General features: G+C 65.1%; 11 protein-coding genes. 7 read left to right on the forward strand and 4 right to left on the reverse strand.

Annotation, left to right across the window (positions count from 1 at the left end; all coding sequences use genetic code 11):
- Nucleotide 1: 1 nt before the first annotated feature.
- Complete coding sequence (locus ACQR0U_RS19560) at nucleotides 2-1,288, reverse strand: acyl-CoA dehydrogenase family protein (RefSeq protein WP_315715611.1); 1,287 nt, start codon at nucleotides 1,286-1,288, stop codon at nucleotides 2-4.
- Complete coding sequence (locus ACQR0U_RS19565; protein WP_315752003.1) at nucleotides 1,288-2,115, reverse strand: alpha/beta fold hydrolase; 828 nt, start codon at nucleotides 2,113-2,115, stop codon at nucleotides 1,288-1,290. Before ACQR0U_RS19565 ends, ACQR0U_RS19560 begins: the two co-directional genes overlap by 1 nt.
- Nucleotides 2,116-2,285: 170 nt before the next feature.
- On the opposite strand from ACQR0U_RS19565, the gene ACQR0U_RS19570 reads away from it, so the two are divergent.
- The 4 genes from ACQR0U_RS19570 (at nucleotide 2,286) to ACQR0U_RS19585 (ending at nucleotide 7,669) form a co-directional block, all read left to right on the forward strand.
- The gene (locus ACQR0U_RS19570) at nucleotides 2,286-3,047 is read left to right on the forward strand and encodes an SDR family NAD(P)-dependent oxidoreductase (protein ID WP_315752143.1); all 762 of its coding nucleotides are present in this window, start codon (nucleotides 2,286-2,288) and stop codon (nucleotides 3,045-3,047) included.
- Between the two features lie 48 nt (nucleotides 3,048-3,095).
- Nucleotides 3,096-3,932: an enoyl-CoA hydratase family protein gene (locus ACQR0U_RS19575; RefSeq protein WP_315752002.1), complete on the forward strand. Its 837-nt coding sequence runs from the start codon at nucleotides 3,096-3,098 to the stop codon at nucleotides 3,930-3,932.
- Nucleotides 3,933-4,019: 87 nt separating this feature from the next.
- Nucleotides 4,020-6,368, forward strand: coding sequence for a bifunctional salicylyl-CoA 5-hydroxylase/oxidoreductase (locus ACQR0U_RS19580; protein ID WP_434843946.1), 2,349 nt, complete (start codon nucleotides 4,020-4,022; stop codon nucleotides 6,366-6,368).
- Nucleotides 6,369-6,421: 53 nt separating this feature from the next.
- Nucleotides 6,422-7,669, forward strand: coding sequence for a flavin-dependent oxidoreductase (locus ACQR0U_RS19585; RefSeq protein ID WP_434841946.1), 1,248 nt, complete (start codon nucleotides 6,422-6,424; stop codon nucleotides 7,667-7,669).
- Nucleotides 7,670-7,786: 117 nt separating this feature from the next.
- Here the strand turns inward: ACQR0U_RS19585 and ACQR0U_RS19590 are convergent, their stop codons facing one another.
- Nucleotides 7,787-8,245, reverse strand: a complete 459-nt coding sequence (locus ACQR0U_RS19590; protein ID WP_315751999.1) for a cupin domain-containing protein — start codon at nucleotides 8,243-8,245, stop codon at nucleotides 7,787-7,789.
- 20 nt (nucleotides 8,246-8,265) lie between these two features.
- Nucleotides 8,266-9,450, reverse strand: coding sequence for an ABC transporter substrate-binding protein (locus tag ACQR0U_RS19595; protein ID WP_434841947.1), 1,185 nt, complete (start codon nucleotides 9,448-9,450; stop codon nucleotides 8,266-8,268).
- Between the two features lie 305 nt (nucleotides 9,451-9,755).
- Here ACQR0U_RS19595 and ACQR0U_RS19600 point away from each other — a divergent pair, with 305 nt between their 5' ends.
- The 3 genes from ACQR0U_RS19600 to ACQR0U_RS19610 all read left to right on the forward strand — a co-directional run bounded on the left by ACQR0U_RS19600 (nucleotide 9,756) and on the right by ACQR0U_RS19610 (nucleotide 12,575).
- A complete protein-coding gene (locus tag ACQR0U_RS19600) occupies nucleotides 9,756-10,250 on the forward strand; it encodes a MarR family winged helix-turn-helix transcriptional regulator (RefSeq protein WP_315751998.1) in 495 nt (164 codons plus the stop codon).
- 165 nt (nucleotides 10,251-10,415) lie between these two features.
- Nucleotides 10,416-12,107: a benzoate-CoA ligase family protein gene (locus ACQR0U_RS19605; RefSeq protein WP_315751997.1), complete on the forward strand. Its 1,692-nt coding sequence runs from the start codon at nucleotides 10,416-10,418 to the stop codon at nucleotides 12,105-12,107.
- 21 nt (nucleotides 12,108-12,128) lie between these two features.
- Nucleotides 12,129-12,575 carry a RidA family protein gene (locus ACQR0U_RS19610; protein ID WP_315751996.1) on the forward strand — a complete coding sequence of 149 codons (447 nt, stop codon included), beginning with the start codon at nucleotides 12,129-12,131 and terminating at the stop codon, nucleotides 12,573-12,575.
- Nucleotides 12,576-13,051 lie beyond the last annotated feature (476 nt).

Here is a 13,051-nt window from a genome sequence, read left to right on the forward strand (position 1 = left end):
CTCAGTCGTCCGTCTCGCCGGGCTCGTACAGTGCCTCGCGGCCGATGCGGTCGAGGCACAATTCCGCGGTCCAGGGCAACATCAGGGAGCCGCAACGGCTATCGCGATAGATGCGCTCCAGCGGCAGCGTCTTCAGCATCGATTGTCCGCCGCAGGTGCGGATGGCGAGCGCCGCCAGATCATTGGCCCCCTCCATCACCGAGTACTGCGCCGCATAGGCGCGCAGCACCTGCTCCTTCGTCGGATTGGCGCGTGCCTCGGTGACGGCCTGGAACCAGATGCCTTTGACTTGTTCCAGCTTGATCTGCATCTGCGCGACCGCGATCTGCTTGGTCGGGTACATCCGCCGCTTGACCGGCGGCATGCCCGGCACCTCGCCGCGCAGATATTTGACGGTGAAGTCATACGCGGCCTGCGCCAGCCCCATATAGGTCGGCGACAGCGTCATGAACATGTGCGGCCAGCGCATCGCTGCCTGGAAGTAGACGCCGCGCGGCATCAAGGCGGCGTCCTCCGCAACGAAGACATCCTTGAACAGCAGTGTGCGTGACACCGTGCCGCGCATGCCCAGCGGATCCCAGTCACCGACGACAGAGACGCCCTCCGTTTTCGCCGGCACCGCGAGATAGAGCGTGTTGCGGCGGGACGCCTTCTCACCCTCGCTGACTTCGGTGCATAGCACTCCATAATAATCTGCGTGTCCGGCAAGCGAGGCGAAGATCTTCTTGCCGTTGATCAGCCAGCCGCCCTTGACCGGCTTGGCCTCGGTGCCGAACGCGACGCCGCCCGCTGCCGCCGCGCCGCCCTCCGAGAACGGCTGCGAATAGATCGCGCCGTCGTCGACGATGCGCTTGTAGTGGATCGCGCGCCGCCGCTCGTGCTCCGCGCGGACGTCCTCGTCCATGTCGAGATCGTCGGCGAGCGGTCCGGACCACAGGGTCGAGCAGACGTGCATGTTCCAGGTCAGCGCGGTGGCGCCGCAATAGCGGCCGATCTCGGCGGCGGTGAGTGCATAGGTCTGGTAGCCCGCACCGAGGCCACCGAGAGCCTTGGGAACGGAGATGCCGAGCAGGCCCGCGCGATGCAGGTCCTTGTAGTTCTCAGTCGGAAAGCTCGCCTCGCGATCCCAGGTCGCGGCGCGGCCCGCCAGTACGCTCTGCCCGAGTTCCCGGGCCCGTGCGATGATGTCGGCCTGCTCGGCCGTGAGCCGATATGCCGCCGGATCGAACATCGGAGCATCGAGGGCTTCGCCGGAGGCTGTCGCCGTCTTCTGGACCGGGATCGTCATCATCTCTCCGCTGTCGCTGGTGTTGCACGTGCCGTCAGGAACGTATCGAGTGCGGCGTTGAACTCGCCGGGCCGTTCGAGATTGACGAGATGACCGGCGCCCTGAAGTTCGACGTAGTCGGACGAGGGAATGAAGCTCGCCATCTTCTCCATCATCGGCGCCGGCGCGTTGCGATCCTTCGAGCCCGAGAGCACCAGCGCCGGCACCTTGATGTCCTTCAAGGCTTGTCGCCGGTCGAAACCGAGCAGGGCCAGCATGCTGGCGCGATAGCTTGCCTCGGGTACACCGGCCATGCAGGAGGTTGCAATTTCAAGGCCATGCGGATCGGGATCGTCGCCGACCAACTCCTTGACCAGGTCCGGCGCCAGCGACGCCATCGTCGCGCCCCGATCGAGCGGTCCGAGACGCGCCTCGATGAACGACTTCTGCCAGTCGCCGTCGGCCTTGCCGAACGCCGGGCTGGTCTGAGCCAACACCACGGCTGCCGCGGCCTGCGGATGCGTCGTCAGCCATTCCTGTACGATCATTCCGCCGATGGAATGACCAACGAGGATCGGCTGCTTGGCGCCGATCTGGATCAGGAAGTCTTCAAGCGCAGCGGCGAGCGTGGTGATGCTGACCATGTCGAGCCGTGCGGATCGGCCATAGCCCGGCATGTCCCAGGCCACCGCATGGCAGCGCTCGCCGAAATAATCGAGCTGACCACGCCATGCGCGCGCGGCACCACCGATGCCGTGCAGGAACACAACGCTCTGTTGCTCGGGCGTCCCCGATGCCTCGTAGCCGAAGCGGCCGTCCTTCGTGGTAAAGATTTGCGACGCAGGCACGCAGACCTCCGAGATATGCCCGAGGCCGCTACGTTGCTCGCTCCGGGCCCTTGAACGCTAGTCGCGGTAACCGAGGTGTCAAGCCGCTTCCGGCGCGTTGTTGCAAAAATTTGAAGTTTAAAATAACTTCCCCGTCGAGACCTGCCAACGAAATCAGAGGAGGCGCACGCATGTCCGGACTTCCGCAAGCCGCGCATGCGATGGTGACGGGAGGCGGGCGCGGCATCGGCCGTGAAATCGCGCGCGCCTTGAAGCTTGCGGGCGCAACCGTGACGATCGTCGGTCGCAACAGCGCAACGCTCGATGAGGCGGTCGCGGCCGGATGCGCGGATCACGCCGCAATCGCCGATGTTGCCGATCCGGCGGCGCTCAATGCCGCAGCCGCAAGCGCCGCCGCGCGTCGGCCGATCGACATCCTGATTGCCAATGCGGGAAGCGCAGAATCGGCGCCGTTCCTGAAATCCGACACCGCGCTGTTCCACCGCATGATGGACATCAACTTCATGGGCGTCGTACACGCCGTGCAGGCGGTGCTGCCGGCGATGAAGGGCAGGCCCTATGGCAGGATTGTCGCCGTGGCGTCGACCGCGGGTCTCAAGGGCTATCCCTATGTCAGCGCGTACACCGCGGCCAAGCATGCGGTCGTCGGCCTCACGCGATCGCTGGCGCTGGAGCTGGCCGCGACGCGCGTCACGGTCAATGCCGTGTGTCCCGGCTTTACCGATACCGATCTTGTCGCGGAAAGCGTCGACAACATCATGAAAAAGACCGGCCGCAGCCGGGAGCAAGCGATCGCCGAACTTGCCAAGCACAATCCGCAGGGGCGTCTCATCACGCCGCAGGAGGTTGCCGACACCGTGCTGTGGCTGTGCGGCAGCGGTGCCGGTGCGATCACAGGGCAGGCGATCGCGGTTGCCGGCGGCGAAGTGTGAGCCGCAGCGCCCTGGCCTAACGAAGACAGTTGAACAGAGGGAGCTTACATGTCGAGACCGGCCAATCCCGTCACCGTGCCGCTGGCGGACTACAAGCCGAGCCATTTCCTGCTTGCGGTCAAGGATCGCGTCGCGACCGTGACGTTGAACCGGCCCGAGCGCAAGAACCCGCTGACCTTCGAGAGTTATCGCGAGCTGACCGACTTCTTCCGGGCCTGCGCGTTCGACGATGACGTCAAGGCGATCGTCGTGGCCGGTGCAGGCGGCAATTTCTCGTCCGGCGGCGACGTTTTCGAGATCATCGGTCCGCTGGTGAAGATGGACACTAAGGGCCTGACCGCGTTCACCCGCATGACCGGCGATCTGGTCAAGGCGATGCGCGCCTGTCCTCAGCCGGTCTTGGCTGCCGTGGAGGGCATCTGCGCCGGCGCGGGCGCGATCGTCGCGATGGCCTCGGATATCCGGCTCGCCACGACCGGTGCCAAGGTCGCCTTCCTGTTCAACAAGGTCGGCCTTGCCGGCTGCGACATGGGCGCCTGTGCGATCCTGCCGCGCATCATCGGCCAGTCGCGCGCCTCCGAGCTGCTCTACACCGGCCGCTTCATGAGCGCGGACGAAGGCGAGCGCTGGGGCTTCTTCAGCCGTATCGTTGCGCCGGCCGAAGTGCTGACCCAGGCGGTGACGCTGGCGACCGAGATCGCGAACGGTCCAACCTTCGCCAACACCATGACCAAGCGCATGCTGGCCATGGAATGGGCGATGTCGGTGGAGGAGGCGATCGAGGCGGAGGCAGTTGCCCAGGCCTTGTGCATGACAACAGAGGATTTCAATCGCGCTTTCGAAGCCTTCGCCGCCAAGTCCAAACCGGTCTTCCAGGGGAATTGAGCTGCTGCGGGAACCGAAGGGACTTGCCAGGAGATATTTTAGGTCTAAAATAATTTTCATTGGCTCGGCTCTCCAGTGGAGGCGCTCATGAAGATCGCGATCATCGGTGGCGGACCTGCCGGTCTCTATGCGGCGATATTGCTCAAGAAGCAGCGGCCCAGCGCCGACATCGCGGTCTACGAGCGCAACCGCGCCGACGATACGTTCGGCTTCGGCGTGGTGTTCTCCGACGCCACGCTCGACAATTTCGAGAAGCACGATCTGCCGAGCTACCAGCGGATCACCCAGGAGTTCGCCTACTGGGATGATATTGCCGTGCATTTCCGCGGCACGGTCCACCGGGTCGGCGGCAATGGTTTCTGCGGCTGCTCGCGCCGCACGCTGCTGCGAATCCTGCAGGAGCGAGCGCGCGAGCTGGGTGTGACCCTGCAGTTCGAGGTCGACCTCGAGGACGAGTCGCAATTCGCTGATGCGGATCTCCTGATCCTGTCTGACGGCATCAACAGTCGTTTCCGTCAGAAGTACGTCGATCACTTCCAGCCGGAGGTGGATCTGCGCGCCAACAAGTTCGCGTGGATGGGCTCGACCAAGCCGCTCGATGCCTTCACCTTCATCTTCCAGGAGACCGAGTGGGGTCCGTTCATCGCGCACGCCTACCAATACGAGGCGGGGCACTCGACCTGGATCTTCGAGACCGATCCGGAGACTTTTGAGCGGGCCGGCCTGACCGGGCTCGACGAGCGGCAGTCCGCCGACCGCATGAAGGAGATCTTCGGCTGGTTCCTCGGCGACCATCCGCTGCTGATCAACCGCTCGATGTGGCGCAATTTCCCGATGATCCGCAACAAGCGCTGGGTCAAGGACAACATGGTGCTGCTCGGTGACGCCAAGTCGACTGCGCATTTCTCGATCGGCTCGGGCACCAAGCTTGCGATGGAGGACGCGATCGCGCTGGCTGACGCCATGCAGCGCGCGCCCAACATTCCGGCGGCGCTCGATCTTTACGAGCATGGCCGGCGCGAGGAGGTCGAGAAGACCCAGCACGCCGCCGACGTGTCGCTGGTCTGGTTCGAGCACGTCGACCGCTTCTGGGATTTCGATCCGGTTCAGTTCGCGTTCGGCGTGATGACGCGCTCGAAAGCGATCACCTACGACAATCTCACTCTGCGCGCGCCGGACTTCGTGGCCGAGGTCGACAAGGCCTTCGCGCGCCAGGTGCGATCCAAGGGTTTTGACGTCGATGTCGACAAGCCGGTCGCGCCGATGTTCCAGCCGCTCAAGCTGCGCGAGATGACGCTCGCCAACCGCGCCGTGCTGTCGCCGATGTGCATGTACTCGGCCGAGGAGGGCGTGCCCGGCGATTTCCACCTCGTGCATTATGGCTCGCGGGCGATCGGCGGCGCTGGCCTGCTGTTCACCGAGATGACCTGCGTCAGCCGCGATGCGCGTATCACGCCTGGCTGCGCCGGCCTTTGGAACGATGCGCAGCAAGCGGCGTGGAAGCGCATCGTCGATTTCGTTCATGCGAACTCGCGGGCGAAGTTCGCGCTGCAGCTCGGCCACGCCGGCCGCAAGGGCGCGACCAAGTTGATGTGGGACGGCATGGACCGTCCGCTGGAGCAGGGCGGCTGGGACATCGTGTCGGCGTCGCCGCTGCCGTACTTCCCGGACAGCCGGGTGCCGCGCGAGCTCGACCGCGCGGCAATGGACGCGATCAAGGCCGACTTCGTTGCGGCCGCCGAACGCGGCCACGCTTGCGGATTCGACATGCTCGAACTGCACTGCGCCCACGGCTATTTGCTCGCCAGCTTCATCTCGCCGCTGACCAACAAGCGTACCGACGACTATGGCGGCGCGCTGGAGAACCGGCTGCGCTTCCCGCTGGAAGTGTTCGCGGCGATGCGCGCGGCGTGGCCGGCGCACAAGCCGATGTCGGTGCGCATCTCCGCCACCGACTGGGCCGACGGCGGCGTCACTGGTGACGACGCGGTGCTGATCGCCCGCGCGTTCGGCGAGGCCGGCGTCGATCTCGTCGATGTCTCGACCGGCCAGACCGTTTGCGAGGCCAAGCCGATCTACGGCCGCATGTTCCAGACGCCGTTCTCCGATCAGGTCCGCAATGAGGCTGATGTCGCGACCATGTGTGTCGGTAACATCACCTCGGCCGACCAGGTCAACACCATCCTGGCCGCCGGCCGCGCCGATCTCGTCGCGCTCGGCCGTCCGCATCTGGTCGACCCCGCCTTCACGATGAAGGCCGCGGCCTGGTACGGCGCCGACATGTTCTGTCCGCCGCAATATCTGCCGGGCAAGGAGCAAATCTTCCGCAACAGCGTCCGCGACCGGCAGGATTTCGAGGAGCTGAAGATTAAGGCTAAGCCGAAGACGCGGGCCGAGCTGACGGCAGAGGCTGCGAAGCCGCTTGCGGCGGAGTAAGGCTCCGTGCCACGCTGCTGCCCGGTACGAGAAGTACGAGTGGAGTAGAGGCGATGAAGGCGATCATCGTTGGCGGCGGTATCGGCGGATTGACCACGGCCCTGATGCTGCGGGCGCGCGGCATCGACTGTGAGCTGTTCGAGCAGGCGGATGCAATCCGCGAGCTCGGTGTCGGCATCAACACCCTGCCGCACGCGATCCGGGAGCTCGCCCAGCTCGGGCTGCTCGACCGGCTCGACGAAGTCGCCATCCGGACCTATGAGCTGTTCTACTTGACTCGGCGCGGCCAGGAGGTCTGGCACGAGACCCGCGGGCTCGACGCCGGCCACGACGTGCCGCAATTCTCGATTCACCGCGGCCGTCTGCAGAGCGTGATCCATCAGGCGGTGATGCAGCGGCTCGGGCCTGAGAAGGTCCACACCGGCTGCCGGCTCGGCTCGTTCACCCAGGACGAGGGCGGTGTGACCGCCTATTTCTTCGACCGCACCGGCGCTCATGTTCACACCGTCCGCGGGGACGTCCTGATCGGCGCCGACGGCATTCATTCCAAGGTCCGGCAGACGCTGTTCCCCAATGAGGGCGCGCCGTGCTGGAACGGCCTGATGCTGTGGCGCGGCGCCACCGACTGGCCGGTGTTCCTGACCGGGCGGTCGATGATCATCGCCGGCGGCCTGAACGCCAAGGCGGTGATCTATCCGATCGCCGAGGGCTCGAGCCCCGCGACCCGCCTCACCAACTGGGCCGTGCTGGTGCGCATCGGCGATGCCAACACCGCGCCGCCGCGGCGTGAGGACTGGTCGCGGCTCGGCAAGACGGATGAGCTGATGCCGCATGTCAACGGCTTCTCCATTCCCCAGGTCGACTTCGCCGCGATGGTGCGGGCGACGCCGGAGTTCTGGGAATATCCCTGCTGCGACCGCGATCCGCTGCCGTACTGGTCGAGCGGCCGCGTCACCTTGTTGGGCGATGCCGCGCATCCGATGTACCCGGTCGGCTCCAATGGCGCCTCGCAGGCCATTCTCGATGCCCGCGCGCTCGCCGATGCCTTGGCCCGCTCCGAGCATCCGCGCCAGGCGCTGATGGCCTATGAGCAGAAGCGGCTGCCGATGACCGCCGAGATCGTCGCGTCGAACCGCCGCGGCGGCCCCGAGGGCGTCATCGATGCCGTCGAGCAGCTCGCGCCGCAAGGCTTCACGGACATCAACACCATCCTCAACTACGAGGCCCGAGAGGGTATCGTGCGCGGTTATGCGAGCCGGGCCGGCTTTGCCGCGCGGATGGTGACGCGGCAGGCGTCGTAGCAACGATCTGAGACTGCCCGAACGGCTGCCCCTCGCCCCATCCCTCTCCCCGTGAGGACGGGGAGAGGGAGCGCGCTGCGTTCTGCGCGACAGTTCGAAACAAGCGCCAGATCCGGCTCACGCCCCCGGAGGCGGGGGCAGGAAGTGGATGTTATGCTCGGCGGCGAGCTTCACCACGTCGTCCGGGTTCTGCTCGCGCATGTTGTGGATCGCCCAGAACAGCTCGTAGAGCCGCCGCGTCGGCGACACCCAGAACAGCGTCTTTGCCGTCTGCTGCGACTTGTTGAAGATGCCGTGCGGCTTGCCCATCGGCAGCCGCACCGTGTCGCCGGCGGTGGCGTATTCCTCGGCGCCATCCAGGAAGAAGTCGAGCCGTCCTTCGAGGATGTAGAGATACTCGTCCTGGTCGGGGTGGATGTGCGGCGGCACGAAGGTGCCGACCGGGAACGTCGCGTGCCAGGAGAAGCTGTGCTCTGTGCGGTTCTTCGGCACATAGACCTGGCCGAGGATGTTCCAAGAGATGCCCTGGATGCCCTCATTGGCCCGGGTGATGCCGGCGATTTCCGGATGGTTCATGTCGTTTTCGCTCCCTGCTGTTACTTGGCCGCGCAATCCTTGGCGTAGCGGTCGGCGTAGTTTTCGAACACCTTCTGTACGATCTCGGTCTGGAACTTGCCGTCCGGCCGCTTGGCGACCTTGGTCAGATAGAAGTCCTGGATCGGATAGCCGTTGGTGTTGAACTTGAAGTTACCGCGCAGCGAGGCAAAATCGGCCTTCTTCAGCGCCGCGGCCACTGCATCCTTGTTGCTGAGGTTGCCGCCGACCGCCTTCACGGCGCTGTCGATCAGCAGCGCGGCGTCATAGGCCTGCATCGCGTAGGTGCCGGGCACGCTGTTGTAGGCGGCCTCGTAGCCGGCGACGAACTTCTTGCTCTGCGGATTGTCGAAATTGGGCGCCCAGTTGGCGCCGCCGAACATTCCGACCGCGGCATCCTGCTGTGCGGGGAGCGTGGATTCGTCGACCGTGAAGGCCGAGAGCACCGGAATGGTGTCGGCAAGGCCGGCCTGCTTGAACTGCTTGACGAGGTTCACGCCCATGCCACCCGGCATGAAGGTGAACACGGCGTCCGGCTTCTGCGAGGAGATCTTGGACAGCTCGGGCTGGAAGTCGAGCGTGTTGAGCGGAACGTAGGACTCTTCGACGATCTCGCCCTTGTAGTCGAGCTTGAAGCCGGCGACGGAATCGCGCCCGGCTTGATAGTTCGGAACCAGCAGATACATCTTCTTGTAGCCGCGGTCCTGCGCGACCTTGCCGAGAACGGCATGCACCTGGTCGTTCTGGTACGAGGTCACGTAGAAGTAGGGGCTGCACTCCTTGCCGGCGTAGCTGGACGGACCGGCATTCGGGCTGATCAGGAAGGTCTTGTTCTCGGTGACCGGCCGGTGGATCGCCTGCAGCATGTTGGAGAAGATCGGACCGACGACGAAGTCGACCTTGTCACGCTCGAGCAGGCCCTTGACCTTGGTGATCGCGGCATCCGGCTTCAGCTCGTCGTCGGCGACGACCACCTCGACGTCCTTGCCGCCCATCTTGCCGCCGAGGTCCTTGATGGCAAGGTTGAAGCCGTCGCGGACCTGGCCGCCGAGCGCGGCGGCGGGGCCGGAGAGGGTGACGATGACGCCGATCTTGATCTTGTCGTCGGCCAGCGCCGGCTGGGCGAGCAGGCTCGCGGCAATGCCAAGACCGACGCCGAGACCGGCCAGCTTCGAACTTATTTTCATGACAACTCCCCCGGGATGCGGAAATTCAGGTTTATGTTTTTTGCACCTGACCAAACGATGGGCCAGACCGCAGCTTGGTCACAAGCCTAGTCTGATGACGCCCTCAGCTGCAAGCGAGCTGCTCGCGGAAGGGGCAGTTTCGGCACGCATGCAAGCGCCGCGCCAATTGCTTGAAGGTTAAAGGAATTGCCGCCTCATCGTCCTGCGCAAAATGACGGTACATTTTTCCTTGCTCCCAGGAGGTCCTGAAGGTCAAACTCACGAGCCTCGCCAGACGAGGCTGAAAGTGCCCAAGTGATTCCGTCATGACGCTTGATTCCGAGACCAAGGCCGTCGAGCTGCCCGAGGACCATGCCGAGGAGCTGCGGCTGTGGCTGCGCCTGCTCACCTGCACGACCCTGATCGAAGGCGAGATCCGCAGCCGGCTGCGCGAGCGTTTCGACGTGACCCTGCCGCGTTTCGACCTGATGGCGCAGCTCGACAAGGCGCCTGATGGCATGACCCTGTCCGACGTCTCCAAGCGCATGATGGTCTCGAACGGCAACGTCACCGGACTGGTCGAGCGCCTCGTCGAATCCGGCCATCTGGATCGCCGCACCTCCGACACCGACCGCCGCGTCCAGGTGATCCGGCTGACCAAGCTCGGCCGCGCCGAATTCCGCAAGATGGCGGCCGAGCACGAGACCTGGATCGCGGACATCTTCGGCGATCTCACGGAGAAGGACGTGCGCGAGTTGATGCGGCTGCTCGCCAAGACCAAGGGATCGGCGCAGAAGGCCGTGCAGCGCCGGCAGGATTGAAGCGGGCCTGACAGGACGTCGCAGGCCACGCTGCCACGCGCGGCAGGCGCTCAAACAATTTGCGGGCAGCGCACAATCTTCGGCTCTTGCGCCTAGATGTTTTAAGTCTAAAATGTTTAGGACTGAAACGTGCCGGGCGTCCTTCCCTTCAGACAGGAGCGTGTGATGGCCACTGCCGCCAAGGTTCAGCAGCCGGAGAGCGCCAGCGCGCATGCGCATAGCGCCCACGTCGACACCTTCGCCCAGGACAATCTGCCGCCGCGTGAGCTGTGGCCAGACTTCGTCTTCAGCCGGCCCGAATTCCAGTATCCGCCGCGGCTGAACTGCGTGACGCATTTCGTCGATCGCTGGGTCAAGGAGGGGCGGGGCGATGCGCCATGCATCATCAGCGCTGACATCAGCTACACGTATCGCGAGCTGCAGGCACTGGTGAACAGGATCGCCAACGTCCTGGTCGGCAAGCTCGGTCTCGTGCCCGGCGGCCGCGTGCTGCTCCGCTCCGCAAACAATCCGATGATGGTTGCCACCTATCTGGCCGTCATCAAGGCCGGCGGCATCGTGGTCGCCACCATGCCGCTGCTGCGCGCCAAGGAGCTGTCCTATCCGATCCAGAAGGCGCAGATCGCGCTGGCCTTGTGCGACGGCAAGCTGGCCGACGAGATGGAAAAGACCCGCCCGATCGCGCCGGCGCTGAAGCAGGTGGTCTATTGGGGCAACGGCCAGCCCAACGCGCTGGAGGCGCTGATCGCCGATGCCAGCCCGGAGTTCACCGCGGTCGATACCGCCTCCGACGATCTCTGCCTGATCGCATTCACCTCCGGTACGACCGGCGATCCCAAGGGCACCATGCATTTCCACCGCGACATGCTCGCGGTGTGCGACGGCTACGCCCGCAACGTGCTGCGCGCCAGCCAGAGCGACCGCTTCATCGGCACCGCACCGCTCGCCTTCACCTTCGGTTTCGGCGGCGTGCTGTTTCCGATGCACATCGGGGCATCCTACGTCGTGCTGGAAAAGACCTCGCCGGACGATCTGCTCGCGGCCATCGAGCGCTACAAGGCCACCATCTGCTTCACGGCGCCGACCGCCTATCGGGCGATGCTGAGCAAGCTCGAGGGGCGCGACATCTCCTCGCTGCGCAAATGCGTCTCCGCCGGTGAGACCCTGCCGAAGCCGACCTTCGACGCCTGGCTGAAGGCGACCGGGCTGAAGCTGATGGACGGCATCGGCTCGACCGAGATGCTGCATATCTTCATCAGTGCCGTCGAGGACGAGATCCGTCCCGGCGCCACCGGCAAGCCGGTGCCGGGCTACGAGGCCAAGATCGTCGACGACGAGGGCCACGACGTGCCGCCGGGCACGATGGGGCGGCTCGCGGTGCGGGGTCCCACCGGCTGCCGCTATCTCGCCGACGAGCGTCAGCGCAAATACGTCCAGAACGGCTGGAATGTCACCGGCGACACCTATGTGATGGATGAGGACGGCTACTTCTGGTATCAGTCGCGCTCTGACGACATGATCGTCTCGTCCGGCTACAACATCGCCGGCACCGACGTCGAGGCGGCGCTGTTGACGCATGCGGCGGTCGCCGAATGCGGCGTCGTCGGTGCTCCCGACGACGCGCGCGGAATGGTCGTGAAGGCGTATGTCGTGCTGGCGCCGGGGGTAGAAGGCACGCCGGCGCTGGTGGCCGAGCTGCAGGAGCATGTCAAACGCGAGATCGCGCCGTACAAATATCCGCGCGCGATCGAGTTCGTGACGCAACTGCCCAAGACCGAGACCGGCAAGCTGAAGCGGTTCGCCCTGCGGCAGATCGCGCAGGCTGCCGCTACGCCGTCGCCCGGCGCGGCCTCGTAGGAGAGACAAGGAGAGACGTTCGTGAGCACGACCAAGGCGCCCACGCTGGCCGTGGTGAAGCAGGATGAGGCCGAGGGCATGCGCGTTCTGCAGCCGAGCGGCTGGCCGATGCCGAAGGGTTACGCCAACGGCATCAGTGCCGAGGGGCGCATCGTCGTCACCGGCGGCGTGATCGGCTGGGACGCGAGCGAGACGCTCGCCGGTGGCTTCGTGGCGCAGGTGCGGCAGGCGCTGGAAAACATCGCCGCGATCCTGGCTGAAGGCAATGCGCGTCCGGAGCACCTGGTGCGGCTGACCTGGTACGTCGTCGACATGGATGAGTATCTCGGCAATTTGAGGGAGCTTGGGAAGATCTATCGCGAGATCTTTGGCAGTCATTATCCCGCGATGGCCCTGGTGCAGGTCGTCAGGCTGGTCGAGAAGGCCGCGCGGGTGGAGATCGAGGCGACTGCGGTGGTGCCGCGCTGAGGGCGCGTGCTGCCGGCAGGGGCTGGTCTTTGATCGGTCGAATTGGAATGTGACATCGCGTTCTCGCGGCTGGTCGGCCCGAGCTTTGCTGGTCGATCACCCCCGGCGAAAATCGAGGGCGCAGGGAAGGCCGGGTGTCCACCACACCCGCGGCCCCCGTGCGACAGAAAATGCACGGGGCAGGAACCACAGGTGGGCCGAACATGCCGGCCTTCCCTGCGCGATGTTTGACGGCTTATACGTGGTCTCCCTGGTGCGCCGGGCTTGTTGGCCACCATGATCCGCGCGATGCACTGAGCATCGTCGCGAACGTGATACCAGCGTCGGGGTATCAGGACATCACGACTTCACCGTACGCCACGACATCACTCGTCCGCGCAACAAGCGCATGATGCAACGGCGTCCACCGCGGCCTGCCCCACGTATCGTGACGACGCGTACGCCCCTCTTCGCCTGGGCAGGTTGGGCGCAAGCAT

Source organism: Bradyrhizobium sp. HKCCYLRH3097 (assembly GCF_051167875.1).
GTDB lineage: Bacteria > Pseudomonadota > Alphaproteobacteria > Rhizobiales > Xanthobacteraceae > Bradyrhizobium.

What these genes read in the sequence shown, in the direction of transcription:
- ACQR0U_RS19560 (WP_315715611.1), bottom strand. Translation starts at nt 1,288, where the DNA reads ATGACGATCCCGGTCCAGAAGACGGCGACAGCCTCCGGCGAAGCCCTC.
- ACQR0U_RS19570 (WP_315752143.1), top strand. Translation starts at nt 2,286, where the DNA reads ATGTCCGGACTTCCGCAAGCCGCGCATGCGATGGTGACGGGAGGCGGG.
- ACQR0U_RS19575 (WP_315752002.1), top strand. Translation starts at nt 3,096, where the DNA reads ATGTCGAGACCGGCCAATCCCGTCACCGTGCCGCTGGCGGACTACAAG.
- ACQR0U_RS19580 (WP_434843946.1), top strand. Translation starts at nt 4,020, where the DNA reads ATGAAGATCGCGATCATCGGTGGCGGACCTGCCGGTCTCTATGCGGCG.
- ACQR0U_RS19585 (WP_434841946.1), top strand. Translation starts at nt 6,422, where the DNA reads ATGAAGGCGATCATCGTTGGCGGCGGTATCGGCGGATTGACCACGGCC.
- ACQR0U_RS19590 (WP_315751999.1), bottom strand. Translation starts at nt 8,245, where the DNA reads ATGAACCATCCGGAAATCGCCGGCATCACCCGGGCCAATGAGGGCATC.
- ACQR0U_RS19595 (WP_434841947.1), bottom strand. Translation starts at nt 9,450, where the DNA reads ATGAAAATAAGTTCGAAGCTGGCCGGTCTCGGCGTCGGTCTTGGCATT.
- ACQR0U_RS19600 (WP_315751998.1), top strand. Translation starts at nt 9,756, where the DNA reads ATGACGCTTGATTCCGAGACCAAGGCCGTCGAGCTGCCCGAGGACCAT.
- ACQR0U_RS19605 (WP_315751997.1), top strand. Translation starts at nt 10,416, where the DNA reads ATGGCCACTGCCGCCAAGGTTCAGCAGCCGGAGAGCGCCAGCGCGCAT.